This is a genomic window from Bradyrhizobium sp. USDA 4451, assembly GCF_054822585.1.
Genome location: NZ_JBTRCH010000001.1, coordinates 7,754,344 through 7,781,188, shown reverse-complemented (window position 1 = coordinate 7,781,188; position 26,845 = coordinate 7,754,344). Strand labels below are relative to the sequence as shown.

The 26,845-nt window shown below is 65.9% G+C and carries 23 protein-coding genes; 16 read left to right on the top strand and 7 right to left on the bottom strand.

The window, feature by feature from the left end; genetic code table 11:
* The first annotated feature begins 74 nt into the window (after window positions 1-74).
* Window positions 75-1,619, top strand: coding sequence for a threonine ammonia-lyase, biosynthetic (ilvA, locus tag ACVMB0_RS36460; RefSeq protein WP_461349296.1), 1,545 nt, complete (start codon window positions 75-77; stop codon window positions 1,617-1,619).
* Window positions 1,620-1,675: 56 nt separating this feature from the next.
* Here the strand turns inward: ilvA and ACVMB0_RS36455 are convergent, their stop codons facing one another.
* On the bottom strand, window positions 1,676-2,983 hold the full coding sequence (locus ACVMB0_RS36455; RefSeq protein ID WP_461349295.1) for an MFS transporter: 1,308 nt from the start codon (window positions 2,981-2,983) through the stop codon (window positions 1,676-1,678).
* A 128-nt stretch (window positions 2,984-3,111) separates the two neighbouring features.
* On the opposite strand from ACVMB0_RS36455, the gene ACVMB0_RS36450 reads away from it, so the two are divergent.
* On the top strand, window positions 3,112-4,110 hold the full coding sequence (locus ACVMB0_RS36450) for a LysR family transcriptional regulator (protein WP_461349294.1): 999 nt from the start codon (window positions 3,112-3,114) through the stop codon (window positions 4,108-4,110).
* Between the two features lie 11 nt (window positions 4,111-4,121).
* Here ACVMB0_RS36450 and ACVMB0_RS36445 read toward each other — a convergent pair whose 3' ends face one another.
* From ACVMB0_RS36445 to ACVMB0_RS36420, 6 genes are all read right to left on the bottom strand, one after another.
* Window positions 4,122-4,955: a citryl-CoA lyase gene (locus ACVMB0_RS36445; protein WP_456753053.1), complete on the bottom strand. Its 834-nt coding sequence runs from the start codon at window positions 4,953-4,955 to the stop codon at window positions 4,122-4,124.
* A gap of 22 nt (window positions 4,956-4,977) precedes the next feature.
* A complete protein-coding gene (locus ACVMB0_RS36440) occupies window positions 4,978-6,243 on the bottom strand; it encodes a CaiB/BaiF CoA transferase family protein (protein WP_461349293.1) in 1,266 nt (421 codons plus the stop codon).
* A 32-nt stretch (window positions 6,244-6,275) separates the two neighbouring features.
* The gene (locus tag ACVMB0_RS36435; RefSeq protein ID WP_461349292.1) at window positions 6,276-7,733 is read right to left on the bottom strand and encodes an SLC13 family permease; all 1,458 of its coding nucleotides are present in this window, start codon (window positions 7,731-7,733) and stop codon (window positions 6,276-6,278) included.
* A gap of 224 nt (window positions 7,734-7,957) precedes the next feature.
* Complete coding sequence (locus tag ACVMB0_RS36430) at window positions 7,958-8,986, bottom strand: class II aldolase/adducin family protein (RefSeq protein WP_461349291.1); 1,029 nt, start codon at window positions 8,984-8,986, stop codon at window positions 7,958-7,960.
* 9 nt (window positions 8,987-8,995) lie between these two features.
* Window positions 8,996-9,865 carry a TIGR01459 family HAD-type hydrolase gene (locus ACVMB0_RS36425; protein WP_461349290.1) on the bottom strand — a complete coding sequence of 290 codons (870 nt, stop codon included), beginning with the start codon at window positions 9,863-9,865 and terminating at the stop codon, window positions 8,996-8,998.
* Window positions 9,862-11,142, bottom strand: a complete 1,281-nt coding sequence (locus ACVMB0_RS36420) for an FGGY-family carbohydrate kinase (RefSeq protein ID WP_461349289.1) — start codon at window positions 11,140-11,142, stop codon at window positions 9,862-9,864. The genes ACVMB0_RS36425 and ACVMB0_RS36420 overlap by 4 nt, the downstream gene beginning before the upstream one ends.
* A gap of 136 nt (window positions 11,143-11,278) precedes the next feature.
* Here ACVMB0_RS36420 and ACVMB0_RS36415 point away from each other — a divergent pair, with 136 nt between their 5' ends.
* The 14 genes from ACVMB0_RS36415 to ACVMB0_RS36350 all read left to right on the top strand — a co-directional run bounded on the left by ACVMB0_RS36415 (window position 11,279) and on the right by ACVMB0_RS36350 (window position 26,843).
* Complete coding sequence (locus ACVMB0_RS36415) at window positions 11,279-12,295, top strand: sugar-binding transcriptional regulator (RefSeq protein WP_461349288.1); 1,017 nt, start codon at window positions 11,279-11,281, stop codon at window positions 12,293-12,295.
* Window positions 12,296-12,323: 28 nt separating this feature from the next.
* Entirely contained in the window at window positions 12,324-13,763 is a 1,440-nt protein-coding gene (locus tag ACVMB0_RS36410) for an extracellular solute-binding protein (RefSeq protein WP_461349287.1), read from the top strand.
* 117 nt (window positions 13,764-13,880) lie between these two features.
* Entirely contained in the window at window positions 13,881-14,810 is a 930-nt protein-coding gene (locus ACVMB0_RS36405; protein ID WP_461349774.1) for a carbohydrate ABC transporter permease, read from the top strand.
* A 14-nt stretch (window positions 14,811-14,824) separates the two neighbouring features.
* Complete coding sequence (locus tag ACVMB0_RS36400) at window positions 14,825-15,682, top strand: carbohydrate ABC transporter permease (RefSeq protein ID WP_456753061.1); 858 nt, start codon at window positions 14,825-14,827, stop codon at window positions 15,680-15,682.
* Between the two features lie 4 nt (window positions 15,683-15,686).
* A complete protein-coding gene (locus tag ACVMB0_RS36395; protein ID WP_461349286.1) occupies window positions 15,687-16,784 on the top strand; it encodes an ABC transporter ATP-binding protein in 1,098 nt (365 codons plus the stop codon).
* A gap of 12 nt (window positions 16,785-16,796) precedes the next feature.
* Entirely contained in the window at window positions 16,797-17,912 is a 1,116-nt protein-coding gene (locus tag ACVMB0_RS36390; RefSeq protein ID WP_461349285.1) for an ABC transporter ATP-binding protein, read from the top strand.
* Between the two features lie 2 nt (window positions 17,913-17,914).
* Window positions 17,915-19,495: an FGGY family carbohydrate kinase gene (locus ACVMB0_RS36385; protein WP_461349284.1), complete on the top strand. Its 1,581-nt coding sequence runs from the start codon at window positions 17,915-17,917 to the stop codon at window positions 19,493-19,495.
* Window positions 19,488-20,528 carry a 2-hydroxyacid dehydrogenase gene (locus ACVMB0_RS36380; RefSeq protein ID WP_461349283.1) on the top strand — a complete coding sequence of 347 codons (1,041 nt, stop codon included), beginning with the start codon at window positions 19,488-19,490 and terminating at the stop codon, window positions 20,526-20,528. Before ACVMB0_RS36385 ends, ACVMB0_RS36380 begins: the two co-directional genes overlap by 8 nt.
* Before the next feature lie 35 nt (window positions 20,529-20,563).
* Window positions 20,564-21,310, top strand: coding sequence for a class II aldolase/adducin family protein (locus ACVMB0_RS36375; protein ID WP_461349282.1), 747 nt, complete (start codon window positions 20,564-20,566; stop codon window positions 21,308-21,310).
* Window positions 21,307-22,815 (top strand): glycerol-3-phosphate dehydrogenase, encoded by a 1,509-nt coding sequence (locus ACVMB0_RS36370; protein ID WP_461349281.1) that lies wholly within the window; start codon window positions 21,307-21,309, stop codon window positions 22,813-22,815. The genes ACVMB0_RS36375 and ACVMB0_RS36370 overlap by 4 nt, the downstream gene beginning before the upstream one ends.
* Window positions 22,816-23,282: 467 nt before the next feature.
* The gene (locus ACVMB0_RS36365; RefSeq protein WP_461349280.1) at window positions 23,283-24,644 is read left to right on the top strand and encodes an ABC transporter substrate-binding protein; all 1,362 of its coding nucleotides are present in this window, start codon (window positions 23,283-23,285) and stop codon (window positions 24,642-24,644) included.
* A gap of 68 nt (window positions 24,645-24,712) precedes the next feature.
* Entirely contained in the window at window positions 24,713-25,687 is a 975-nt protein-coding gene (locus ACVMB0_RS36360) for a carbohydrate ABC transporter permease (RefSeq protein WP_461349279.1), read from the top strand.
* Window positions 25,684-26,646, top strand: coding sequence for a carbohydrate ABC transporter permease (locus ACVMB0_RS36355; protein ID WP_461349278.1), 963 nt, complete (start codon window positions 25,684-25,686; stop codon window positions 26,644-26,646). The genes ACVMB0_RS36360 and ACVMB0_RS36355 overlap by 4 nt, the downstream gene beginning before the upstream one ends.
* 68 nt (window positions 26,647-26,714) lie before the next feature.
* On the top strand, window positions 26,715-26,843 hold the full coding sequence (locus ACVMB0_RS36350; protein WP_461349277.1) for a hypothetical protein: 129 nt from the start codon (window positions 26,715-26,717) through the stop codon (window positions 26,841-26,843).
* Window positions 26,844-26,845: the final 2 nt, after the last annotated feature.

Here is a 26,845-nt window from a genome sequence, read left to right as displayed (position 1 = left end):
CCCGTCATGCGATGCTTCGAGCCTGATGCACGCGATCGATATCGATCGCTTCCCCATCGACAGAAGCACATGAGATGACTGCTGCCGACAACGCGCTCCGCGACTACGCCCAAAGCATCCTGACCGCCCGCGTCTACGACGTAGCGGTCGAGACGCCGCTCGATCCGATGCCGCGGCTTTCGGAGCGCCTGTCGCGCGCCGTGCTGCTGAAGCGGGAAGACTTTCAGCCGATCTTCTCGTTCAAGCTGCGCGGCGCCTACAACAAGATCGTCAGACTGCCGGACGCGCAGCGCAAATTGGGCGTCATCTGCGCGTCGGCGGGCAATCATGCGCAGGGCGTGGCATTGTCGGCGCGCAAGCTCGGGATTCCCGCGACGATCGTGATGCCGCGGACGACACCCGCCATCAAGGTCGAAGCGGTGCGGCGCCTGGGCGGCGACGTTGTGCTCCATGGCGACACGTTCGACGATGCACAAACCAAGGCCAGGGAGATCGAGGCTGCGCGCGGCCTGACCTTCGTGCATCCGTTCGACGATCCCGATGTGATTGCCGGCCAGGGAACCGTCGGGATGGAGATCCTGCGCCAGCATCCCGATCCGATGGAGGCGATCTTCGTGCCGATCGGCGGCGGCGGGCTGGCGGCCGGCGTGGCCGCGTTCGTCAAGTTCCTCAATCCCGCGATCAAGGTGGTCGGCGTGGAGCCGGCCGACGCGGCGTCGATGGCGGCGGCGCTCGCCAAGGGCAGCATTGTCGCGCTGGACCAGGTCGGGCTGTTCGCCGACGGTGTTGCCGTGCGCAAGGTCGGAGCCGAGACGTTCCGGCTCTGCCGCGACCTGCTTGACGAGGTCGTCACCGTGGACACCGACGCGATGTGCGCGGCGATCAAGGACATCTTCGACGACGTGCGATCGGTGGCCGAGCCCTCCGGCGCCTTGGCGCTCGCCGGGCTGAAGGCTTACGCCGAGCGCGGCGCGCTGAGCGACGGCAGCCTGATCGCCGTCAACAGCGGCGCCAATCTGAATTTCGACCGGCTGCGCACCATTGCCGACCGCGCCGAGGTCGGCGAACATCGCGAGGCGCTGCTCGCGGTGACGGTGCCGGAGAAGCCGGGCAGCTATCGCCACTTCATCCGGATCCTCGGCTCGCGGGCCATCACCGAATTCAACTACCGCTTTGCCGAGACCACCGCGCCGGCGCAACTGTTCGTCGGCATCGCGCTGAGCCGCGGCGAGGCCGAGAAGCGCGAAGTGATGGAGCTGCTCCGGCGCGAGGGCTATCCGATCCTGGATCTGAGCGAGAACGAGATGGCCAAGGACCATGTGCGCTACATGGTGGGCGGCCGCGCCCCGCTGCTCAGGGACGAAGTGATCTATCGCTTCGAATTTCCGGAGCGCCCCGGCGCGTTGCTGAAATTCCTCGAGAGCCTGGCGCCCGACTGGAACGTTTCGCTGTTCCACTACCGCAATCACGGCGCCGACTACGGACGCATTTTGGCGGGTATCGAGGTCAAGCCCGGGGAGCGCGCCCGGTTCGTGCAAGCGCTCGATGCACTCGGCTATCCCTACTGGAACGAGAGCGAGAATCCGGCCCATCGCCTGTTCCTCTCCGCCGAGCAGTGATGACGCGGCCGGTGTTACGGGCTGGTCGGCTAGGCGATATTCGCCAGCCATAATACTCACATCTTGCCGGCGACCAGCTTGAGCGAGCCGGCAATTGCCGTCGCCACCACAAGGATCGCAGCCATCCCGATCATCCCGGCGTTGAACGAGCCTGTCGCGTCCTTCAGGAAGCCGACCATGTAAGGGCCCACAAAGCCGCCGAATGCACCGACGGAGTTGATGAACGCGATGCCGCCGGCGGCCGCGGCGCCGGTCAGGAAGCTCTGCGGGATCGTGTAGAACACCGTGCGTGCCGAAATCGTGCCGACCAGCGCCAGCGTCAGGCAGGCGAGCGCCGGAACCAGCGAGCTGAAGACAACGGAGAGCGCAAGGCCAAGCGCGCCGAGGATCAACGCGGCCATGAGATTGTAGATCTTCCGGCCCTTGCGGTCGACGAGACGCGCCCAGAACAACATGCCGATGGTCGCGAACAAATAGGGGATCGCCGAGAGCCAGCCGACTTGCATGTTGGAGAGGCCGTGGCTCTTCAGGATCAGCGGCAGCCAGATGCCGATGCCGTAAGAACCGATCGTGAAGGCGAAGGTGATCGCGGTGAGCATCAGCACCCGCACATCCTGCATCGCGGCCCACAGATCCTTCTTCGGTTTGTCGTGCTTGTCGCTAGCCAGAGCGGCGAGCAACGCTTGCCGCTCCTCGCGGGTGAGCCACCCCGCCTGCTCGGGCGTGTCGGCGAGCAGGACGAGGCAGAGAATGCCAAGCACGCAGGCCGGCAGGCCTTCGAGCAGGAACATCCACTGCCAGCCTGCGAGCCCCCAGAAGCCGTCCATCCCGAGCAGCGCCGCGGAGATCGGGCTGCCGAGCAGCGAGGAGAGCGGCGTTGCGGCCATGAACAGGGCCAGCACGCCGGTGCGGTGCTTCTCGGGAAACCAGATCGAGAGGTACCAGATCACGCCCGGAAAGAAGCCGGCCTCGAACACCCCGAGCAGAAAGCGGATCAGGTAGAAGCTGTAGGGTCCCGTCGCCAGCGCGGTCGCCGCAGCCGCAAGGCCCCAGGTGATCATGATGCGGGCGAGCCAGCGCCGGGCACCGAACCGGTACATCATCATGTTGCTGGGGACTTCCAGCAGGCAGTAGCTGAAGAACAGGATGCCGGCGCCCCAGCCGAATTGCGTGGCGCTGAGGCCGATGTCCTTGTTCATTTGCAACGCAGCAAAGCCGACGCTGGTGCGATCGAGATAGTTGAAGAGATAGGCGAGGCCGAGCAGCGGGACCAGGCGCCAAGTGTTCTTGGCAAGCGCGCTGGCGAGCAACCCTGCATCCGGATTGCCTTCCGCGAGCGATCCGTTGGCCGCGATCTCGGTCATCTGCCGATCCTCCCTGCATGTGGCCGGTTACCCCGATGGGGCCCGGTTGTGTTAGGTTCAAAAGTGCCAGAAACGGCGGGCAGCGGTCCAATCGCTAATGTTCAAGAACCGATAACCGGGAGGAAGACGTGGACCTTCGCGACCTCACCTATTTCGAGGTGATTGCCGACCTGGGCCATATGGGCCGGGCTGCCGACAAGCTCGGCCGCACCCAGCCCGCGCTGACCAAATGCATCCAGCGCCTCGAGGACGCCGTCGGTGCCGACCTGTTCGAGCGGACCGGGCGCGGGATCACGCTCACGCGGGTCGGCGAAGTGTTGCTGGCGCGGGCCCGGCGGATGCGCGAGGCCATGGAAGAGTCGCTGCGCGAGGTCACCGATTTCGCTGCCGGTGCGGCCGGTCGCGTCAGCATCGGCTGTGGGGCGACGATGGGCGAGTATCTGCTGCCGCAGATCTGCCGCGCCATCATCGCCGACGCGCCGGGCCTTGCGATCGAGGTGCAGATCGGCATGAGCGGGGTGGTCAGGGCGGCGCTGCGCGAGCGGACACTCGATCTTGCGATCGGCCCGATCCTGCCATCCGACGAGCAGGAGTTCAGTCACGAGGCGTTCGGCATGGACGATGTCGTCGTCGTCGCGGCAAAGGACCACCCGTTGTGCGGCAAGCCGCTCGCGATCGAGGACCTGGTTGCCGCGAAATGGGTGCTGCCGGCCCGCACCGTCGCGATGCGCCAATGGCTCGATAATGTGTTCGAAGCGCATGGCCTTGCGCCGCCGACGGTGCAGATCGAGACCAATTCGATCACGACGCTGCCCAAGCTGATCGCCGACACGGCGCTGCTCAGCTTCACGTCGACGCGGAACCTGCATCCGCTTCGGCTGGGCAGCCAGCTCGACCGCCTGATGATCGACGCCACCACGATGCGCAGGCCGCTTGGCTTCGTCACCCGCAGGGATGGCTATCTGTCGCCGGCCGCGCAGCGGGTGGTGAGCCTGCTCAAATCCAGGGGGCGCGACTTCCTCGAGCAAGTCACGCTGCCCGGCATGACGGACGGCGCAGCCGCGATGCCGGCCATCGTGGTCAGCCGCACCGAGCGAGCCCAGAAACGCGTGCGGCAGTCCCGCTGAACGCGATCGGATCACTTCGCGAAATCCCGGGGAGCAGGGCCGGTGTAGCGATAGGGAATGCCCGGCGGCATCGGTCCCTTGATCCGGCCGCCTTGTTGCGATTGCTCCCAGGCATGCGCAAGGATGCCGACCGAGCGCGAGAGGATGAACAGACCGCGGCCCAGCGCAGGCGAAAAGCCGAGCTCCGAATAGATCACGGCGGTCGCGCCGTCGATGTTCATCGGGATCTTGCGGCCCTTGCGCTGCTGCATCTCGGCCTCGACGCCGCGGCCGATCTCGGCGAAGCGTCCCAACACGATGTTGTTGCTGCGTGCGGCGTCGACGAGCTCGAGCAGCCGGGGCGAGCGCGGATCGACCGGATGAAAGCGGTGCCCGAACCCCGGCACGATCTTGCCATTCGTCGCCGCGAAAGCGTCGAGGCCCTGCTGAATGGCCGCCTTCAGCTCGACGCCCGCATCCTGCCGGCGCGCGATGTCGGCGTACAGCTCCATGCATTGTTCGCCGGCGCCGCCGTGAATGTCGTCCAGCACGTTGATGGCCGACGCCATCGCGCCATTGAGCGGAAGGCCACAGGTCACGGCCATGCGGCCGATCGCGATCGACGGCGCCTGCGGACCATGATCGACGGCGGAGACGAGCGCCGCTTCCAGCAGCGCGCCTTGCTCGGGAGATGGAAGATCGCCCTTCAGCATCAGCCAGATCATTTGCGGGAACGACACCCGGCCGATCAACTGCTCGATCGGAAAGCCGCGGAAGCGGATCACGCCGGGCTTCATGTCGATGATGTCGGTCGACCACCACTGGGTGGCCTTTTGCAGCAGGTCTGCGGGATCTTGATTGGTCATGGCAACTGTCCTCGATGTCCTCTCAGGTGCTCGAAGTCTCGGCGCGCAGCTTCAGGTCCGGTATCCTGGCGCTCTCCCGGTTGTCGATGGCGACGACGCCGCGCTCGCCGAGCGCCCGGATCTCGTCGCGCGTGAAACCGAGCTGGCCGAGCCACTTCTCGGTGTGCTGGCCGAGGCTGGGCGGCGGCGATGGTTCCGGATAGTCCGTCTCGAGCCGGAAGCCGGGGCGCGTGACCCGCATGGTCTGGCCACCCGAGACCTCGGCCTTCAGGCTCTCGACGAACTTGCGGCCGACGATCTGCGCTTCGTTCAGCACCTGCGGCACGGTCAGAACGCATCCCGCCGGAACGCCCTTGGCGTTGAACAGCGTTTCCCATTCGGCCGCGGATTTGGCGGCGAGGGCGAGCTCGAGCTCGCGCTTCAAGGCGACGCGGTAGTCCTTGCGTGACTGCCGCTCGCGAAACAGCGGATCGGTCTTCAGCTCCGGCCGTCCGACGATGTCGCACAGCGCTTCGAACTGCTTCTGTTCGTTGGCCGCGATGTTGAGCGGTCCGCAACCCGTCGCGAACGTGCCGGAGGGAGCGGCGGTGAAATTCTCGTTGCCGATCGGCTGCGGGTCGACATTGCCGTTGAGGTGGTTGGAAACCACCCAGCCCATCGCGGCCAAGGTCGATTCGAGCAGCGAGACATCGATCTGCCGCCCGCGTCCCGTCTGTCGTTGTTCGACGAGGGCGGCCGTGATCGCAAAGGATGCGGTGAGACCCGCGATAGTGTCGGCGATCGGGAAGCCGGTGCGCAGGGGCGCGCTGTCGGCATCGCCTGTGACGCTCATGACGCCCGACAATCCCTGAACGATCTGATCGTAGGCCGGGCGGCCGGCCCACGGACCGTCCTGGCCAAAGCCCGAGATCGCGCAATAGATGATGCGCGGATTGCGCTTGGCCAGCACCTCATAGCCGAGCCCCAGCCGTTCCATGACCTTCGGCCGGAAATTCTCCAAAACGACGTCGGCGGTTTCGACCAGGCGCAGGAATATCTCCTTGCCGTCGTCGGCCTTGAAGTCGATCGCGACGGACTGCTTGTCGGCGTTGACAGCGACGAACGACAGGCCCATCAGGTGCTTCGCCATCGCCGGATCGGCGCCGAGCCGGCGCGCGAGATCGCCGCCCTTGGGATTCTCGACCTTGATCACCTCGGCACCGAGGCGAGCGAGCTGATAGCCGCAGAACGGACCGGCAAGCACGTTCGAAAGATCGAGGACGCGGATGCCGGCGAGGGGCAGTGTCATGTGATGTTCTCCGGACGACGATGTTTGAGGGATCAGACAAGTCCAAGCCAATGCCACCAGGTCGCGGCGCACAGGGCATAAAGAAGACAGGCGACGACGCAGACGATCACGCCGACGCGCGGGAAATCCTCGACGCGCAGCCGTCCGGTGCCGTAGACGAGGATGTTCGGCAGCGTGTTGTAGAACATCAGCAGCGGGTAGCCGCCGATGATCATGCCGGCCGGCAGCGCCAGTGCGACGGGGTTGACGCCCGCGGTGCCTGCCATCGCCAGGATGATCGGCAACAGCGCGGTCGCCATGGCGGTCGTGCCGACGAACATGATGTGCATGAACTGCACGATGAACATCACGACTACGATGACGACCAGCGCCGATGCACCGGCCAGGCCAAGCGCGTGGAAGATCGAATTGGCCAGCCAGTTGGCGGCGCCGGTCTTGAGCAGGATATCGCCGAGCGACACGCCGCCGCCGGCGATCAGCAGCACCTGCCAGGAGACGCCCTTGTTGGCGTCGTTCCAGTCGATGACGCCGAAGCGCGGCAGGAACAGCAGGCAGGCGCCCATCAGGCAGACCACCGTGGTGTCGAGCCCGGTCAGCCCCTGCGTCGCCCACAGGCACGTCACCAGCACGAACACCGTCAGAGCGCGCCACTCGGCGGACGACATCCGTCCCATCGCAGCGAGGTTCTGCGAGACCCGTGTATCGGCCTGCTCATGGCCGGCGGTGAACTCCGGCGGAAACACCCGCTGGATCACCCACCAGGTGAACATGGTCATCAGCAGCGCCGGAGGGAATCCGTAGAGCAGCCACTCGGCATAGGTGATGGTGTGACCGCTCATCTTGGCGACGAACTCGACCGTGACCGGGTTCGGCACCGTCGCCGTCAACACGCCGGCGCCGATCGTCGCGTTGGTCATCGTCAGCGTCAGCAGCAGGTTGATCGCGAATGGCGAGCGAGCGGCTGCGCCGAAGATCGTCAGGATGCTGAGGCATTCCGGCAGCAGGATTGCGGTACGCGCCGTCGACGACGGCACGAGGAAGGCAAGCGCGATATTGACCAGCGTCACCCCGAGTGTGATCCGCGTCGGCGCGCTGCCGAACTTCGCCAGGATGATGTAGGTGATGCGCTCGGCAAGCCGGGTCTTCACCATGGCGGTCGCGAGGATGAAGGCGCCGACGATCAGATACACCGGCGAGGCGGCAAAGCCGTCGAGCGCGGTTCGCAGCGGCGCCGTTCCGCTCAGCACCGCAAGCGGCACGACCATCAGGCTGGCGATCGCCAAGGGTATCGCTTCGGTCAGATAGAGCACGAAAATGCCGCCGAACAGCGCCAGTGCCTTGTGGCCCTGCAAGGACAGGGTCTCCGGGGTCGGGCTGAACCAGATGGCGGCGGCGACGACGAGGGCGAGGGGCACACCGATCGCCTTCAGCGTGGCCTCCAGCGAACGGGGCGCGTCGTCGCTGGTCTCCGCGTGCGCGTGAGCTGACAATGTTTTCTCCCTGACGAAGCTTTCGGCGATGGATCGCTGCCAGCGCGGCTTTTGATTTGTGCTTCGTGGTGGGATTAGCGCGCGGGTCGAACCAGCGTCCAATCGCAAGTTTTCAGGAGACGATAACCGGCGGGAATGTGCTCAGCCGGCCGCGACGGCGGCCGTCGCGGTCGAGCACCTGGTCTCGGCGGCTTCGGCCTGACGCAGGACTATTGGTTGGCTGATCAGCGATCCGCGGTCAGTTGCCGGCGATAGCGCTCGGCGTCCCAGTTCAGCAGCGCATGCTCATTCTCTGCCGTCAGGTAATGGACTCGCGCAGTCAGGGGCACCCGACACGTGACCAGTGCAAGACAGCTCAGCATGGCTTCCGCGCCGTCGCTTGCATCCACGCGGATCAGGCTACCGACATCGGGGACGAGAAGCGCAACCGGCGGCGGTAGTCCGTTCGCGGCGGTCCGCGCGATCATGGCGTTCAGGCTCTCGTGCTGCTCCAGCACCGGCAGGCCCGGGCCAAGGAAAACGACGTGATCGGGATAGAGCGAACCGCTGGTCGCGATCGCGCGGCTGTAGCGGTCGGTAGCAATGTCGTGGCCGCGCGGATCGCGCGGCAGGCGATAGTTCGTGCCTGCGTAGATGCTTCGAAGCGCGTCATGATTGGCTGCCGGTGCGTGACGCTGCTCCAGCGCGAGGCGCTGCTCGATCTCGGCGACCAAACCCTCCGCAGCGTCACAGGTGTCTGCGCCGACCACTAGGCCGTGATTGCCGAGGATCAGGACGTCGACCGCATCCTGCGCGATGGCCTCGCCGACCGCGCGGGCGAGCGGCAGCCCCGGGTGATGATAGTCGAGATAGCGCCATGCCAACCCGTCCAGTCGCCGGGCGAATTCATCGCGGGCGTCGGTCCGCACCGCCCATGCGATGGTGTTGACGGAGTGGACATGCAGCACGATCCGGTGCGGCATCAGCGCATGCAGCGAGGTCTCGATCGAGGCGCGCAGCGTGGTGCCGGCGTCAGGCGCGAGCGGCACGCGCTCGTCGCCTTGCGTCAGCGCCGCGCGCGCGGCCGACAGCGCGACCGGCACGAAGATCTCCTTGTCCGCGGCATCGGCCAGCCAGGTGCCCGAGGCCTTCACCCACAGCACGTCGCCATCCTTGATCGACGAGTTGCCGCCGGCGCCTTGCACCAGCTCGATGTTCCTGCCGACGCGCGCCGACATGCGGCGGAGTTCGTTGAGTGTTTCAGGCGGTTGCATCGGCTGTTCTCACCAGGTCAGATGGTCCATCGTCCAGTGCGGCGTGCGCGCCGCTGTGCCGGCGACGCTCTTGATCGCGTTCGGCAGATCGCTCGTCTGCGCAAGCGATGCGCGGTGCGCGCCGGAGCCGATCAGCAGGGTCAGCATGCCCGCGGTGCGTCCGCCGGCGATATCGTGGTCGAGCGAGTCGCCGATGACGAGGATCCGTTCCGGCGGGGGATGTCCCAATTGATCGCGTGCGGCGGCAAACATCGGTGGATGCGGCTTGCCGACGAACAGCACGGCGCCGCCGAGCGATTGATAGAACGCGGCGAGCGCGCCCGGCGCTGGAATCAGTCCGGTGGCGCCGAACATCACGAGGTCGGGATTGGCGCACAGCATCGGCAGGTGCCGCGCGGCGGCCGCGGTCAATCGCGCGCGCCAACGCTCGGGCTCCGCCGCATCATCGTCGAGCCCGCCGAGCAGGATGAAGTCTGCCTCGTAGACGGTCGAAGCGACCGTGAGCCCGGTGCCGTCGACGATCGAGCGGTCACCGTCGCGCGAGATCAGGAAGCAGGTGCGGCCGAGCTCGGCAAAGGGCGGCTGCTCGCGCGCATGCAAGCCGCGCCAGGTGACTTCGCCCGAAGACAGCACGCCGTCATAGGCCTCGGGCGGCAGGCCGAGTGCTGTGAGGCGCCGTTGGTTGCTGCCGGCGCGCTTGCCGGAATTGGACAGGATCAGGATATGCTTGCCGGCCTCGCGCAGCTTGGCCACGCAGTCCAGTGCCGCGGGGAACACCGCCAGTCCTTCATGCAGGGTGCCCCACTGGTCGAGCAGCACGTGATCGAAGCGGTCGGCGATGGCGTGAAGGCCGGCGATCGCAGTCGCATCGGCCTTCATGGCGGACCTCCGTTCAGTGCGAGCAGCGCGGCGCCGTAGCTTGCTTCGGTCTGCTCGGCGACCGAGACCGGGACACCGAGAACGCGGTGCCTGATCTTGGTCCACGCATCGTTCCTCGCGCCGCCGCCGATCCCGATGACGCGGCGCAGATCCGGTGCGCCGAGCCGCGCCAACTGCCGGTAGGCGAGGGCTTCCACGGCGGCGATGCCTTCGAGCAGGCCCTGGAAGAAACGGCAATCTTCCGGAGGCCGCGGCGTGATCCGCGCGGCCAACGCCGGATCGGCGATCGGGAAGCGCTCGCCGGGTTTGGGCAGCGGATAGTAGTCGAGCCCGGTCGGCTGGTCCGGTATCACCTGCGGCGTCAGCCGCTCCATCTCGTCTGCGCTGAAATGCATCAGCAGCGCGGCGCCGCCGGAGTTCGACGCACCGCCGGCGAGCCAGCGCTCACCGAGCCGGTGCGAATAGACGCCCTGGTCCGCCGCGAAGATCGGCTGGGTCGCAAGCTGCTTCACCACCAGCGTGGTGCCGAGCGAGGTGACGGCATCGCCCGGCTGGTCGGCTCCGGTCGCGATGAAGGCCGCTACGCCATCGGTGGTGCCGGCCGCGACGTGAGCTGTGGCGGGCAGTCCGAGCGAGCGCGCGATCTGCGGATCCAGCTCGGAAAACGGCGTTCCCGGCTCCAGCACCTCGGGAAGCAGATCGTCACGCACGCCGAGCTGGTCGAGCCAGGACGGCCAGGCGCGCGCGACCGGATCGTAGCCGAGCTTCAGTGCATTGTTCTCGTCGCTGATGCCATGATGGTCGGCAAGCCGGCCGGCGATCCAGTCCGCCTGGTGCACCGCGTGGCGCGCATCGCCGACATAGCCGTCATTCTGGAGATAGAGCAGCTTGGCGAGCGCGCTGCTCGCGCCATGCGCGCCGCTCTCGCGCGGAGCGACCGCTGCGACGCGCGCGGCCTCATGCGTGGCGCGCGCGTCGTTGTACATCAGCCCCGGCGAGCAAGGGCGGCCGGCTGCATCGACCAGCAGCAACGTGCCCGATGTGCCGTCGACGACGATGCGCGTGACGTCGTCGAGACCGACTGTTTCGCCGAGCTTGCGGATTGCGGCCTCCGCGGCCTGCCACCACAGCTCCGGGTTCTGGTCGATGGCGTTGCCGTCGACGCGCGGTGCGGGCATCGCGACCGATGCGAAGCCGCGGATGCCGGCCTGCGGATCGATCGCGCAGGCGCGCACGCCGCCGGTTCCGACATCGATGCCGAGATACAAACCTCCCATCCGACTTCACCGCTCTCTGGTGCCGGCGCGCGTCGACATTGGTTGCGCTGCAGCACGTTTGGGGGATTGACGCCCCGTTCGGCCTCTGCAATTTTTTGCAGGACGTGAAGAAATTTGCAAGCGGACTTTTCCGGACATGGCTCCTCCGCCCGACAGGCTGCCGGTGATCGACGGCGAGGCGTCGCTCGCGACGCGAGCGGCCTGGCTGTATTTCGCGGCAGGATTGACGCAGTCGGAGGTCGCCGACCGCCTCAACATCCAGAGCACCAAGGCGCACCGCCTGATCGCGCGCGCCAGCCGCGAGGGCATGATCCGGGTGTTCGTCGAGGGACCGGTCGCCGAATGCGTCGCGCTGGAGAACGATCTCACGCAGCGTTTCGGGCTTGCGTTCTGCCGCGTCGCGCCCGATCTCGGCGAGAGCGATCTGCCGCTGAAGGCGCTGGCGCTGGAAGGCGCAAGCTTCCTGCGCCAGATCCTCGAGCGCGGCGACGACAAGGTGATCGGCGTCGGCCATGGCCGCACGCTGGCCGCCGTGGTCGAGCAGATGCCGCAGACGCCGGCGCGCGATGCGCAGTTCGTGTCGCTGCTCGGCGGACTGACGCGGAAGTTTGCCGCCAATCCGTTCGACGTGATTCATCGCCTCGCCGAGCGCACCGGCGCGGAAGCCTATCTGTTGCCGGTGCCGGTGTTCGCCAATTCGGTCGCCGACCGCGCCGTGCTGATGCAGCAATTCGGCATCGCCGACGTGTTCGCGTTGGCGCGCCAGGCTTCGCTATTGTTCGTCGGCATCGGCCAGGTCAGCCGCGACGGCTTCCTGGTGTCGAGCGGCATGATCAAGCCGGACGAGGTCGCCGAGCTGAAGCGCGTCGGCGCCTGCGCCGACCTGCTCGGGCATTTCTTCAGCGCCGACGGCGCGGTGCTCGACACCGACCTGTCTGCGCGCGCCACCTCGATGAGCATGGCCGATCTCAGGAAGCACCGCATCGTCGCCATCGCCGGCGGGCCGGCCAAGGTGACCGCGTTGCGCGGGGTGCTGCGCAGCGGCGTTCTGCACGGCCTCATCATCGACGAGGTGACCGCAAAGGCGCTCGCAACAGACAAGCCGGAGACCACATCCGGCAAGACAAGAAGCAAGACCCGGAAGGACACATAAAACAAGCGTCAACAAGGAGAGGAAATACATGTTCGATCGCGAGAAGAATCTGTTCGACTCCTACGCTGCCAAACGCATCAGCCGCCGCGATCTCCTCGACGGCGCGGCCAAGCTCGGCATCGCGGGCATCGCCGCAAACGCCGCTTTCGCCTCATCGATGTCGAAGGCGATGGCTGCGGACTTCAACTGGAAGGCGCAGAGCGGCAAGACCGTCAAACTGCTGCTCAACAAGCATCCTTACGTCGACGCGATGATCGGCGACATCGAGGCGTTCAAGTCGCTCACCGGCATGAACGTCACCTACGACATCTTCCCGGAGGACGTCTATTTCGACAAGGTGACGGCGGCGCTGTCGTCGAAGTCGGACCAGTACGATGCCTTCATGACCGGCGCCTACATGACCTGGACCTATGGTCCGGCGGGCTGGATCGAGGACCTCAACACCTACATCAAGGATCCGGCCAAGACCAACCCGGCCTTCGCCTGGGACGATGTGCTGCCGGGCCTGCGCGCTTCCACGGCGTGGGACGGCGTCGCCGGCTCCGAGCTCGGCTCGGGCAAGGCCAAGCAGTGGTGCATCCCGTGGGGCTATGAGCTCAACAACATCACCTACAACCGCAACATCTTCGACAAGGTCGGCGTCAAGCCGCCGAAGAACCTCGACGAGATGCTGGAGGTCGCGGCCAAGATCACCAAGGACGCCGGCGGCCCTTATGGCGTCGGCGTGCGCGGCTCGCGTTCCTGGGCGACCATCCATCCCGGTTTCCTGTCGGCCTATTCGAATTTCGGCCAGAAGGACTTCGTGATGGAGGGCGGCAAGCTCAAGGCCGCGATGAACACCAAGGCCTCGAAGGAATTCCACGACAAATGGGTCAAGATGATCCAGACCTCGGGCCCGAAGAACTGGTCGACCTATACCTGGTACCAGGTCGGCACCGACGTCGGCGCCGGCGCCTCCGGCATGATCTTCGATGCCGACATCCTCGGCTACTTCATGAACGGCGGCGACAACAAGGAGAAGGGGCATCTCGGCTATGCGCCGTTTGCCGCCAATCCGGCCGCCAAGGCGCCGACCCCGAACGTCTGGATCTGGTCGCTCGCGATGTCGACCTTCTCCAAGCAGAAGGATGCGGCGTGGCTGTTCATGCAATGGGCGGCGTCGGTCGAGCACGACCTGTTCGGCGCGCGCAAGATGGACTTCGTCAATCCGGTGCGCGCGTCGGTGTGGAAGGACAGCGAGTTCCGCGACCGCATCGCGAAATCCTATCCGGGCTATCTCGAGCAGCACGATATGTCGTCGCCCGGCGCCAAGATCTACTTCACCGCGCAGCCGCTGTTCTTCGACCTGACGACGGAATGGGCCGCCTCATTGCAGAAGATGGTGGCGAAGGAGGTCAGCGTCGACGAGGGGCTCGACAAGCTCGCCGACAGCATCAACCGCCAGCTCAAGCAGGCCGGTCTCGGCTGACCGATCAAACCCGCGGTGCATGATCCCCCGCACCGCGTCCATCCGCCGGCTCGGACCCTTGTCCCATCCGAGCCGGCGGCGTTTGCCAGCGGAACGCGATCTCTTATCATCATGAGCATGGTCCAAACCCTCCCGACGAATGCGCAGGCAGCGCCGGCCAAACCGAAGCCGCGCGTGCGCCTGTTGCCCTATCTGCTCAGCCTGCCGGCGCTGCTGATCTGCGTGGCGATCCTGGTTCCGTTCGTGACCGCGGCGGTCTATTCGCTGCAACGCTACCGGCTGAACCTGCCTTATCTGCGCGGTTTCATCGGCGCCGGAAACTACATCGACTTCCTGTCCGATCCGGCGTTCTGGAATACGTTCCAGATCTCGATCACCTACACCGTGCTGACGGTCGTGCTCGAGCTGCTGCTCGGCCTCGGCATCGCGCTGCTGCTGCGCCGGCCGACCCGCTTCCACAATGCGGTGTCGATCATGCTGCTGCTGCCGCTGATGACGGCGCCGGCGATCGCCGCGCTGATGTGGAAGCTGATGACCAATCCGGGCTTCGGCATCCTGTCCTACATGGTCAGCCTGTTCGGCGTCACCGACTTCAAATGGGCCTCCGATCCGTCGAGCGCGCTGTTCACGGTCGTGCTGGTCGACGTCTGGGTCTATACGCCCTTCATCATGATCCTGTTGCTGGCAGGCCTGCGTTCGCTGCCGCGGCAGCCGTTCGAGGCCGCGGCCCTCGACGGCGTGCCGGCGAGCTTCGTGTTCTTCCGCATCACGCTGCCGATGCTGGCGCCGTACATCATCACGGCGTCGCTGTTCCGGCTGCTCGATTCGATCCAGCAGTTCGACATCATCTATGCCATGACGCAGGGCGGGCCGGGCGACCGGCTGATGGTGTTCCAGGTGCAGGCCTATCTGGAATTCTTCCAGTACACCAATGTCGGCAGGTCGGCGGCGCTGTTGATGATCCTCTGGCTGATCACCAACATCCTGTCGAACATCTTCATCAAGAACTGGCTGCGGTTGCGCGCGCGTGCGCACGGCCACGCGTGACGGGGAGGGGCACGATGGAACATTCCAGCCTTGCCGGTCGCATCTTCCGCGGCGTGGCGCTCACGCTGATCCTGATCTTCTTCATGTTCCCGATCGTCTGGATCTTCATGATGTCGTTCCAGAACAACGATCAGATCTTGAGGATTCCGCCGCGGATCCTGTTCGAGCCGACGCTTGCGAACTACGAGGCGCTGATCTCCGGCCAGCTGCGCACCGCGGCCGGCAATCTGCAGATCTCCTTCATGCGCAATCTGTTCAACAGCGTCGTGCTGTCGAGCGCGGCGGTGCTGCTGGCGCTGCTGCTTGGCGTGCCGGCGGCCTATGCCTTTGCACGCTTCAAATTCCGCCTCGGCGAGACCATCGCCTTCACGCTGCTGTCGTTCCGCTTCGCGCCGCCGCTGCTCGTGCTGCTGCCGCTGTCGCTGTACTACCAGGAGCTCGGCCTCAACGACACCTACTTCGGCATCGTCTGGGTCTATCAGCTGATCGCGCTGCCGCTGATCCTGTGGATCGTGCGCGGCTATTTCGAGGACATCAGCCCCGATATCGAGCATGCCTATCGGCTGGCCGGGCATTCCTGGCGCGAGGCCTTCACCCGGATCGCGGTGCCGCTGGCGGGACCGGGCATCGCCGCAGCAGGCTTGCTGTCGTTCATCTTCTGCTGGAACAATTTCGTCTTCGCGTTGATCCTGGCCTCCGCCGACAAGCAGCCGGTGACGGTCGGCGCGCTCGCGTTCGTCACCGCGTCGGGAATCCAGTACGGCCAGATCGCGGCGGCGATCGTGCTGTCGGTAACGCCGACCCTGTTGCTGGCGCTCTATGCGCAGCGCTACCTGGTCGAGGGGCTCTCGCTCGGCGCGGTGAAAGGCTGATCCGATGGCGCGTCTCGAAATCAATTCGGTGAGCAAGGCATTCGGTGCGACACGGCCGGCCAACGAATTGTCGCTGGCGGTCGACCCCGGCGAGATCGTCGCGGTGTTCGGCCCCTCCGGCAGCGGCAAGACCGTGCTGCTGCGGATGATCGCGGGCATGTTCGAGCCTGACGACGGCGACATCCTGGTCGGCGGCCGCTCGGTCGTCGGCGCGCCGCCGGAGCGGCGCGGCATCGGAATGGCGTTCCAGAATTTTGCGTTGTTTCCGCACATGACCGCCCGCGACAACATCGCAAGCGGTTTGCGCGGCGGCGGCAACGAGGCTGCGGGCCGCGTCGCTGCAATCAGCAAGCTGCTCAAGATCGAGCACGTGCTTGGCCATGCGCCGCGCGAACTGTCGAACGGGCAGAAGCAGCGAACGGCGCTGGCCCGCGCGTTGATCGGCAATCCGGACGTGCTGCTGCTGGATGATCCCCTGCGCAACGTCGACGCCAAGCTGCGCTACGAGATGCGGCTCGAGCTGCCGAACCTGCTGCGGCGCGGCACGGCCGCCGTGCTCTACGTCACCCAGGACTATCGCGAGGCGATGGCGATCGCCGATCGCATAGCAGTGCTGATCGACGGCCGGCTCGTCCAGGTCGCGACGCCGGCCGATATCTACGCCCAGCCGGCGTCGGTCGCGATCGCGCGGCTGTTCGGTGATCCGACCATCAACCTCGCCGAGGTCTCGCCGGTCGCGGAGCACGGCATGCTGTCGGCTGACGTCGCCGGCGCCAGGATGCGGCTCGGGCCCGCCGATGGTTTGGCGTCGCCCGGCGCATGCTGGCTTGGCGTCCGGCCGGAGGATCTTTCGGTGTCGTCCGCGTCCGGCGACGACGCCATCCCGGCGCGTATCCTCGCGATCACGCCAATGCACGAGAAGGCGGTGCTGCTGCTCCGTCTCGCCGACGGAACGGAATGGCTGGCGGCGCTGCCGCCGGATGCCCCGCAAGGCGCGGCCGACGATCACGTGTTCGTCCGCTTCGCGCCTGAGGCTGCGATGCTGTTCGATCGCGCGACCGGGCTGAGGATCGGGCAGACGCACCGGCTCAAGGCGGCATAGGAGCGGATGGTCATGGACATGCTCGAGCTTCGAGGCATCGACAAGGTCTACCAGAGCCGCGGCAAGCCGCCGGTGCATGCGGTGCGCGCGCTCGACATGGCGGTCGAGAAGGGCGAGATCGTCGCGCTGTTGGGATCGTCGGGCTGCGGCAAGACCTCGACGTTGCGGATGATCGCGGGGTTCGAGGACGTCTCGGCCGGATCGATCGCGCTGGGCGGCCGGCGGATCCACGAGCTTCCGCCGGCGCGCCGCAGGGTCGCGATGGCGTTCGAGGGCTATTCGCTCTATCCGCCGCTGACGGTCCGCGAGAACATCGCCTTCGCGCTGAAGTCGGCCCAGCTGTCGCGCAGTGAGGTCACGCGTCGGGTCGACGAGATCGCTCGTCTGGTCGAGATCGAGGACATCCTCGACAGCTATCCGCGCGCGATCTCCGGCGGCCAGCAGCAGCGCGTGTCGCTGGCGCGGGCGCTGGTGCGCGACGCCGATCTCTATCTGCTCGACGAGCCGATGGGGCAGCTCGAGCCGCAATTGCGCGCGGTGCTGCGCGGCCGGATCAAGAGCCTGCTCGCCGAGCGTGGCATGACCGCGATCTTCGTGACCCATGACCAGACCGAAGCCAGCGCGCTGGCGGACCGCATCGCGGTGATGGAAGGTGGCGTGCTGCAGCAGTTCGCCAGCGAGAAGGAGCTGAAGGGCCGGCCCGCCAACCTGTTCGTCGCGAGCTTCATCGGTGAGCCGCCGATGAACCTGCTCGACGCTGGCGTGGCGCGATCGGATGGCGGCTTCCGCCTGTCGGTGGGCGCCGACATGCACTTCGATATCGGTGGTGCGGGGCTGGATAGCGAGGCGGCGCAGGCGCTCGCCGGCACGCCGCGGGTGCGGATCGGCATTCGTCCGCAGAAGATCGCAGTCGGGACCGGCGACGTCAGGGTCAAGGTCGTCTCCAACCAGTGGCTCGGCGATCAGTCGCATGTCGCCGGCGATTGCGGCGGTCGCATGCTGATCGCGGTCACGCCGGGCCGCGTCGCCGCGCGGCCGGGCGACATGATCCCGTTCGCACTGGAGCCGCGTCACCTGCACATCTTCGGCCGCGACGAAAGCTGCATCCGTCATGCGGAGGTGTCCTGACCATGGCCGCTTCCGCACGCCGCGACGTCATCATCGGCATCGATGCCGGCACTTCGCTGATCAAGGCGGTGGCGTTCACGCTGGCCGGCGAGCAGCTTGCCGATGTCTCGCGGCCGAATGCGTACAGCAGCGCGCCCGGCGGCCACGTCGAGCAGGACATGGCGCGGACCTGGAGCGATACGGTCGCAGTGATTCGTGCGCTTGCGAACGCTGTGCCCGACTTGCCAGCACGGATCGCGGCGATTGCGGTGACCGGGCAGGGCGACGGCACCTGGCTGATCGGTGACGACGGCCGGCCGGTTGCACCGGCGCTGCTGTGGCTCGACTCGCGCGCCGGCCGGCTGGTCGAGGAGATCCGCGCCAGCGAGCGCAACGCGCCGCTCTACCGCCGCACCGGCTCCGGGCTCAATGCCTGCCAGCAGGGACCGCAGCTGGCCTGGCTGCAGGCGCACATGCCGGAGACGATCGCAAGGGCGACAACGGCGTTCCATTGCAAGGACTGGCTGTACTTCCTGCTGACCGGTGAGCGCGCCACCGATCCGTCGGAGGCGACCTTCTCCTGCGGCGAATTCCGCAAGCGCGGCTTCGATGCCGAGACCGCGCGGTTGATAGGCATCGCCGAGCTGACGCATCTCTTCCCGCCGGTCGTGGACGGCGCGGTGACGACGCATCCGCTCTCAGCCGCAGCGGCCATGGAGATCGGCCTGCCGGAAGGCGTGCCGGTCTGCCTCGGCTATGTCGACGTGATCTGCAATGCGCTCGGGGCCGGGCTGTACGATCCGTCACCCGATGTCGGCTGCACCATCATCGGCTCGACCGGCATGCATATGCGGCTGGTGCCTAGCGCAGACGCGGTGACGCTGAACCGCGAGGCCACCGGCTACACCATGCCGTTCCCGGTGCCGGGTCACTATGCCCAGATGCAGTCCAACATGGCGGCGACGCTCAACATCGACTGGATGCTCGATCTTGCCTGCGACATGCTGGCGGCGGAAGGCGTGACGCGCACGCGCGCCGAGCTGATCCGCCGGCTCGACGATCAGGTGCTGCGGGCCAGGCCCGGCGAGGTGCTGTTCCATCCGTTCATCTCCGATGCCGGCGAGCGCGGCCCGTTCGTCGCGCACGAGGCCAGCGCGCAGTTTTTCGGCCTGCGCATGCGCCACCGCTATGGCGATCTGATGCGCGGCGTGATGGAGGGCCTGGCCTTCGCCGCACGGGATTGCTACGCCGCGATGGGGTCGCTGCCGCGCGATCTCAGGATCACCGGCGGCGCGGCGAAGAGCCGTGCGCTCGGCGCCATTCTCGGCGCTGCGCTGGATTGCGAGGTCCGCATCTGCAGCCGCGCCGAGGCCGGCGCCGCGGGCGCTGCGATGATCGCGGCGGTCGCGACCGACGCCTATCCCGACATGCGGGCCTGCGCCGAGCGGTGGGTTGCGCCGCATCTGAGTGCGCCACAATCGCCCGACGCCGCGCTGGCGAAGCGCTATGCCAGCATCTTCCCGACCTATCTCGATGCCCGGCTGGCATCGCGACCGGTCTGGAAACAACTCGCCGCACTGCGCGCCGGAGGCGACCATGTCTAAATCCATCGCCATCGTCGGCGACCGCTTCATGCTGCCCTCGGTGTTCGCCGAGCATATCCGCACAGCCTGCGGCAACGGCGTCGATATCCGCTCCCTGGAGCAGCCCTGGCCGGACGAGCCGATGGAGCACGGCTATGCCGGCTCGAAGCTCGACGGCCTGAAGGAATTCATGGGGCAGCCGGACGAGATCATCGACTTCATCGGCGACGCCGAACTGCTCGTCACCCATCTGGCGCCGATCTCGCGATCGATGCTGGAGCGGCTGCCGATGCTGAAATTCATCGCGGTGTCGCGGGGCGGCCCGGTCAATATCGACATGCAGGCGGCGCGCGACCACAATGTGCTGGTGGTCAATACGCCCGGCCGCAATGCGAGCGCCGTGGCGGAGTTCACGATCGGCGCCATTCTCGCCGAGACCCGTTTGATCCGAAGCGGCCATGAGGCGCTGCGCGGCGGCGAATGGCGCGGCGATCTCTATCGCGCCGACCGCACCGGGCGCGAGCTCGGCGAGATGACGGTCGGCATTGTCGGCTACGGCGCGATCGGCAGCCGTGTGGTCAAGCTGCTGAAGGCGTTCGGCTGCAAGATCCTGGTCGCCGATCCCTATGTCCAGCTCAGCGCCCAGGACCGCAATGACGGCGTCGAGCATGTCGCGCTCGGCGAACTGCTCGGTCGCGCCGACGTCGTCACGCTGCATGCGCGGGTGACGCCCGAGACCACCCATTTCATCGGACGCGACGCGCTGGCGCGGATCAAGCAAGGTGCGTTCCTGATCAACACCGCGCGCGGTCCGCTGGTCAATTACGAGGCGCTGCACGATGCGCTGGCATCGGGGCATCTCGGCGGCGCCATGCTCGACACCTTCGCCGTCGAGCCGGTGCCGGCGGACTGGCCGTTGTTGCGGCTTCCCAACGTCACGCTGACGCCACACATCGCCGGCGCCTCCGTGCGCACCGTCACCGTGGCCGCCGAGCAGGCGGCCGAGGAGGTTCGCCGCTACCTGGCTGGCGAACCGCCGCGCAATCCGTGCTGAAGAGGCAAGCCGTGCTGAAGAGAAAGGTAGTCCGTATGACCCGTGAGGAACGACAATTGCGCGAGGCGATCATCGCCAAGTGCCGATGGATGAACGCGTCGGGTCTGAACCAGGGGACATCGGGCAACATCTCCGCGCGCTACAAGGACCGGATGCTGATCACGCCGTCGGCGACGCCCTACGATTCGATGAAGCCGGAGATGATCGCCTCGATGCCGCTCGAGGGCGAATATGGCGCCTGGGAGGGGCCGTTGCAGCCTTCCACCGAATGGCGCTTCCATCTCGACATCACGCGCGCCCGGCCCGATGTCGGCGCCATCGTCCATACCCACTCGACCTATGCGACCGTGCTGGCGATCGCACGCAAGCCGATCCCGGCCTGCCACTACATGATGGCGGCGTTCGGCGGCACCGAGATCCGCTGCGCCGGCTATGCGCGCTACGGCACCAAGGAATTGTCCGATCACGCGATCGCCGCGCTCGAAGGCCGCAACGGCTGCCTGCTCGCCAACCACGGCATGATCGCGCTCGGCGCCAATCTCGACAAGGCGATGTGGCTCGCGGTCGAGCTCGAGACCATCGCGAAGCAGTATTACCTCTCGCTCGCGCTGGACTCGCACGTCATCCTGACCGACGAGGAGATTGCCGAGACCGCGAAGGGGTTCTCGACCTACGGCTTGCAGGCGCCGAAGCCCGCCAAGGCTCGCGCGACAACCAAGGCTCGCGCGACGGCCAAGGCGGCGCCGCGCCGCGCCGAGAAACGGCGTAGCAGCAAGCGATGACGGGCACTGCGCCGGTCGCAGGCACGGATCACGGGCTGGTCGATGTCGCTGTCATCGGTGGCGGCATCAACGGTGCCGGCATCGCCCGCGATGCCGCCGGCCGCGGGTTGAAGGTGCTGCTCTGCGAGAAGGACGATTTTGCCGAAGGCACCTCGTCGCGTTCCGGCAAGCTGATCCATGGCGGCTTGCGCTATCTCGAATATTACGAGTTCCGGCTGGTGCGCGAGGCGCTGATCGAGCGCGAGGTGCTGCTGGCCTCCGCACCTCACATCATCTGGCCGATGCGCTTCGTGCTGCCGCATTCGCCGGAGCAGCGGCCGGCCTGGCTCGTCCGCACCGGGCTGTTGCTCTACGACCATCTCGGTGGCCGCAAGCAGCTGCCGGCTAGCCGAAGCCTGGATTTGTCGCGGGCCCCGGAGGGTGCGCCGCTGCATCCGGAATTCCGGCGAGGCTTCGAATATTCGGACTGCTGGGTCGACGACAGCAGGCTGGTGATCCTCAACCTGATCGATGCCGCGCAGAGCGGCGCTCGCATCCTGCCGCGGACGCGGGCGGTGCGCGCGCGCCGCGACGGTGAGGTCTGGCTGCTCGAGATGCAGGGTGACGACGGCACCGCGCAGATCGTGCGGGCGCGCGCGCTGGTCAACGCCGCCGGGCCGTGGGTTCAGGACGTCATCCACGGCGTGGCCGGGCTGAACTCGGCGCAGAGCGTGCGGCTGGTCAAGGGCAGCCACATCGTGGTGCCGAAATTCTGGGACGGGCCGCAGGCCTATCTGCTGCAAAATACCGATCGCCGGGTGATCTTCGTCAATCCCTATGAAGATGATCTTGCGCTGATCGGTACGACAGACATTCCCTATCACGGCCGCGCCGAGGACGTCGCGATCGGCGCGGACGAGATCGACTATCTGCTGCAGGTGCTGCGCCGTTATTTCAAGACCTCGCCGCAGGCGAGCGCAATTGTGCACGCCTTCTCGGGCGTTCGGCCGCTCTACGACGACAATGCCGACAATCCGTCGGCCGTGACGCGCGACTATGTGTTCGAGGTTGACGGCGCCGAGGGAGCGCCGCCGCTGCTCTCGATCTTCGGCGGCAAGATCACGACCTATCGCCGGCTGGCGGAGCAGGCGATGCAACGCCTCGCACCGTGGTTCCCGAAGCTGTCACCTGCCTGGACTGCGATTCGGCCGCTCCCGGGCGGCGACATCGGCGGCAGCTTCGCTGATTTCGAGAAGGGATTGGCACGCGCCTATCCCGATCTGCCGCGAACGCTCGTCCGTCATTATGCCCGGCTCTATGGCACGCGCGCACGCGAGCTGTTGGGTTCGGCCCGTAGCTCCGCCGATCTCGGCCGTCATTTCGGCGGCGACTTCTATGAACGCGAAGCGGTGTATCTGCGCGAGAACGAATGGGCGAAAAGCCCTGCCGACTTCCTTGATCGGCGCACCAAGCACGGCTTGCATCTGACGCCGGGGCAGCGGCTCGCATTCGCAAGCTATCTCTAGGCGATCGCCAATCTCGCACACCGTGACGCGTCGCCATGCACCACGGCGCGCTGAACGTTCAGTAAAATGGTTTATTAAACAGAATTGCGAACAGCGCCTCGCTGTTCGCCAGTGGTTGCCCGAATGCGCCGCGCGTCGTGAGCGTGGATTTGAAAGAGCCAACAGTGCCTTTGCTGCACTGCAATCGGCTCGTCTTCTGTGCGCGTGTCGACCGACTTTTCGCCGGGCTTGCAAAACCGGCTTGACGACTTCGTGAATTTAGTAATACGTTTAGTATTACAAAAACGATAAACATCGCGCATCGAGCAGATGTGTGGGAGGAGCCCAGCCGATCCGGACCCCAACGTCCGGAAACGCTCTGTCTCGCCTCCAGCATCGCTCATCAACTCGGTTTCGAAATCCTCGGCGTCGATCCGGCAGGGATGCGTCGAGCGGGTTAGGTGCTTCAACGATAGGGAGGAATGGATATGCGAACACTGGGATGGTTACGCAGTACGGCGGCGTCCGCGGTTGTTGCGGCCGCGGCACTCGCCGGTCTCGGCGGCGGCGAAGCCGCAGCACAAGGCAAGCAGCTCACGCTGTGCTGGGCGGCATGGGATCCGGCGAACGCGCTGGTCGAGCTCGGCAAGGACTTCACCAAGCAATCCGGCATCGAGATGAAGTACGAGTTCGTGCCCTGGACGAGCTATGCCGATCGCTTCCTCAACGAGCTCAACTCCCACGGCAAGCTCTGCGATTTGATCATCGGCGACAGCCAGTGGATCGGCGGCGCCGCCGAGAACAAGTGGTACGTCAAGCTCAACGACTTCTTCGACAAGGAGAAGATCTCGATGGACGACTTCGTCCCGGCGACCGTCGTCGGCTACTCGCAGTGGCCGAAGAACACGCCGAACTACTGGGCGCTGCCGGCGATGGCCGACGCGGTGGGCTGGACCTATCGCAAGGACTGGTTCTCGCGGCCCGAGATCCAATCCGCGTTCAAGGCCAAGTACGGCCGCGACCTGGCGCCGCCGAAGACCTATGACGAGCTCAAGCAGATCGCCGAGTTCTTCCAGGGCCGCGAAATCGACGGCAAGAAGGTCTACGGCGCCTACATCTTCACCGAGCGCGGCTCGGAAGGCATCACGATGGGCGTGACCAATGTGCTCTACAATTACGGCTTTGCCTACGACAATCCGAAGAAGCCGTATCAGATGCAGGGCATCGTCAACTCCGCCGACGCGGCCAAGGGACTCGAGTTCTACAAGGAGCTCTACAAGTGCTGCACGGCGCCCGGCATGACCAACGCCTACATGCAGGAAGGCCTTGATGCCTTCAAGTCCGGCCAGGTCGCGATGCAGATGAACTGGTTCGCCTTCTTCCCCGGCCTCTACAAGGATCCGAATGTCGGCGGCGACAAGATCGGCTTCTTCGTCAATCCGGCCGGTCCGAAGGAGCACTTCACCCAGCTCGGCGGGCAGGGCATCTCGGTGGTGGCAACCTCCGACCACAAGGATGATGCGCTGGCCTACATCAAGTGGTTCGCGCAGCCCGCCGTGCAGCAGAAATGGTGGCAGATCGGCGGTTACTCCGCTCTCAAGGCGGTGGTCGACGCGCCCGACTTCCCGAAGAGTGCGGCGTTCGCGCCGCAATTCCTGGAGTCGATGGGCATCGTCAAGGACTTCTGGGCCGAGCCGTCCTACGCGCAGCTGCTGCTCGACATGCAGAAGCGGGTGCATGACTACGTCGTCGCCGACAAGGGCACGTCACAGCAGGCGCTCGATCTCCTGGTCAAGGACTGGACCAAGGTGTTCAAGGAGCAGGGCAAGGAAGTCGCCTCCTCGCAATAGCAGGCGCCGACACTCCACCTGAACTGGCTTCCCCGACTAGATCTCGGGGAAGCCGATCCAGCCAGCCGATGGACACGATGACGACGATCCTGCAACCCGATCATGCTACGATCCCAGGCGTGAGCAAGCCTGTTACATCCCGCGCCGCCCGGCGCGGCCACGGTCTGTCGGACCGGACCATCGCCTGGCTGTTCGTCGCGCCGACGATCGCGCTGCTGCTTGCGATCAATATCTTTCCGCTGATCTGGATGATCCGGCTGTCCTTCACCAACCTCAACCTCAGCATGTCCTATCTGCCGCTGCGGTTCGTTGGTCTCGACAATTTCAGCGACATCCTCAACGACGAGGACGTCTGGTTCCGGCTGCAGACCACGGCGCAGTTCGTGATCTCGTCGGTGGCGTTGCAGGTGGTCGTGGGCTTCGGCCTGGCGCTGTTGATCAACCGCCAGTTTCGCGGCCACAGTTTCTGGACCACGATCATCCTGCTGCCGATGATGCTGTCGCCGGCGGTGGTCGGCAATTTCTGGACGCTGCTGCTGCAGCCGCAGATCGGACCGTTCAACTACCTGATCAGCCTGTTCACCGGCGTGCCGCCGAGCTCGTTCAGCATGACCGGGCAGGTGTCGCTCGCGCCGTGGACCATCGTGCTGGTCGATACCTGGATGTGGGCGCCCTACGTCATGCTGATCTGTCTCGCCGGGCTGCGCTCGATCCCCGATTACATCTATGAGGCGGCGGAAGTCGATCGCGCCTCGGCATGGCGCCAGTTCTGGTCGATCACGCTGCCGATGACGGTGCCGTTCCTGATGCTCGCGGTGCTGTTCCGCGCCATCGAGAATTTCAAGATGTTCGACATGGTCAACCTGCTGACCTCGGGCGGGCCCGGCTCGACCACCGAGCTGGTATCGATCTCGTTGAAGCGCGCGGCGTTCGAGAAGTGGCGCACCGGCTATTCCTCGGCGCTCGCCATCATCCTGTTCGTGACCGTGTTCGGTGCCGCCAACATCTACGTCAAGACGCTCAACAAGGTGAAGCAACGATGACCGCCGTCGCCGCCAGATCCACCGCGCATTCCATCGTCGAAGCCTCGCCGCGCGCCAAGGCGTTCGCCGGCGGTCTCGTCATCCTGTATGCGGTGATCACGATCCTGCCCCTGCTGTGGATCGTCGCCACCGCTTTCAAGTCGCAGAGCGATGCCATCGCCTATCCGCCCAAGGTGATCTTCGAGCCGACCCTCGAAGGCTATGTCAACCTGTTCACCGTGCGCACCCGCCAGACGCCAGACTTCATCGCCAAGCTGCCGCCGCCGCAGACCTGGTACGACAAGCTGGTGCGGCAGCGCGACATGGTGATCGCCGGGCCGTCGAAAGTCGTGCCGCGCTTCGTCAACTCGCTGATCATCGGCTTCGGCTCGACCTTCCTTGCGGTCTTCCTCGGCACGCTCGCGGCCTATGCATTCTCGCGCTTCCGCATACCCCTGGCGGACGATCTGCTGTTCTTCATCCTTTCGACGCGCATGATGCCGCCGGTCGCGGTGGCGATCCCGATCTATCTGATGTACCGGCAGCTCAACCTGACCGACACGCGGCTCGGCATGATCCTGCTCTACACCGCGGTGAACGTCTCGCTCGCGGTCTGGTTGCTCAAGGGGTTCATCGACGAGATTCCGCGCGAGTATGAGGAAGCAGCGCTGGTCGACGGTTACACCCGGCTGCAGGCGCTGCGCAAGGTGGTGTTGCCGCAGGCCGTCACCGGCATTGCGGCGACCGCGATCTTCTGCCTGATCTTCTCCTGGAACGAATATGCGTTCGCGGTGCTGCTGACCAGCGGCGAGGCGCAGACCATGCCGCCGTTCATCCCCTTCATCATCGGCGAGGGCGGACAGGACTGGCCGGCGGTTGCCGCCGCGACCACGCTGTTCGTCGTTCCCATCGTCATGTTCACCGTGCTGTTGCGCAAGCATCTGCTGCGCGGCATCACCTTTGGAGCGGTGCGCAAATGAGCGGCTCTGTGATTGCCAAACGTCGCCTAGCGCGCTGGTTCCGTCGCGGGCCGTGCGAGGCCGTCGCGATGATCCTGATCGGAGGCGGCATCATCATGCTGGTGCAGCCCTGGTCGATCGACCTCTACAGCTACTCCTTCGTGACGATCCTGGCCGGCACGGTCGGCTTCGTCATTGTCAGCCATTTTCCGGAATAGGC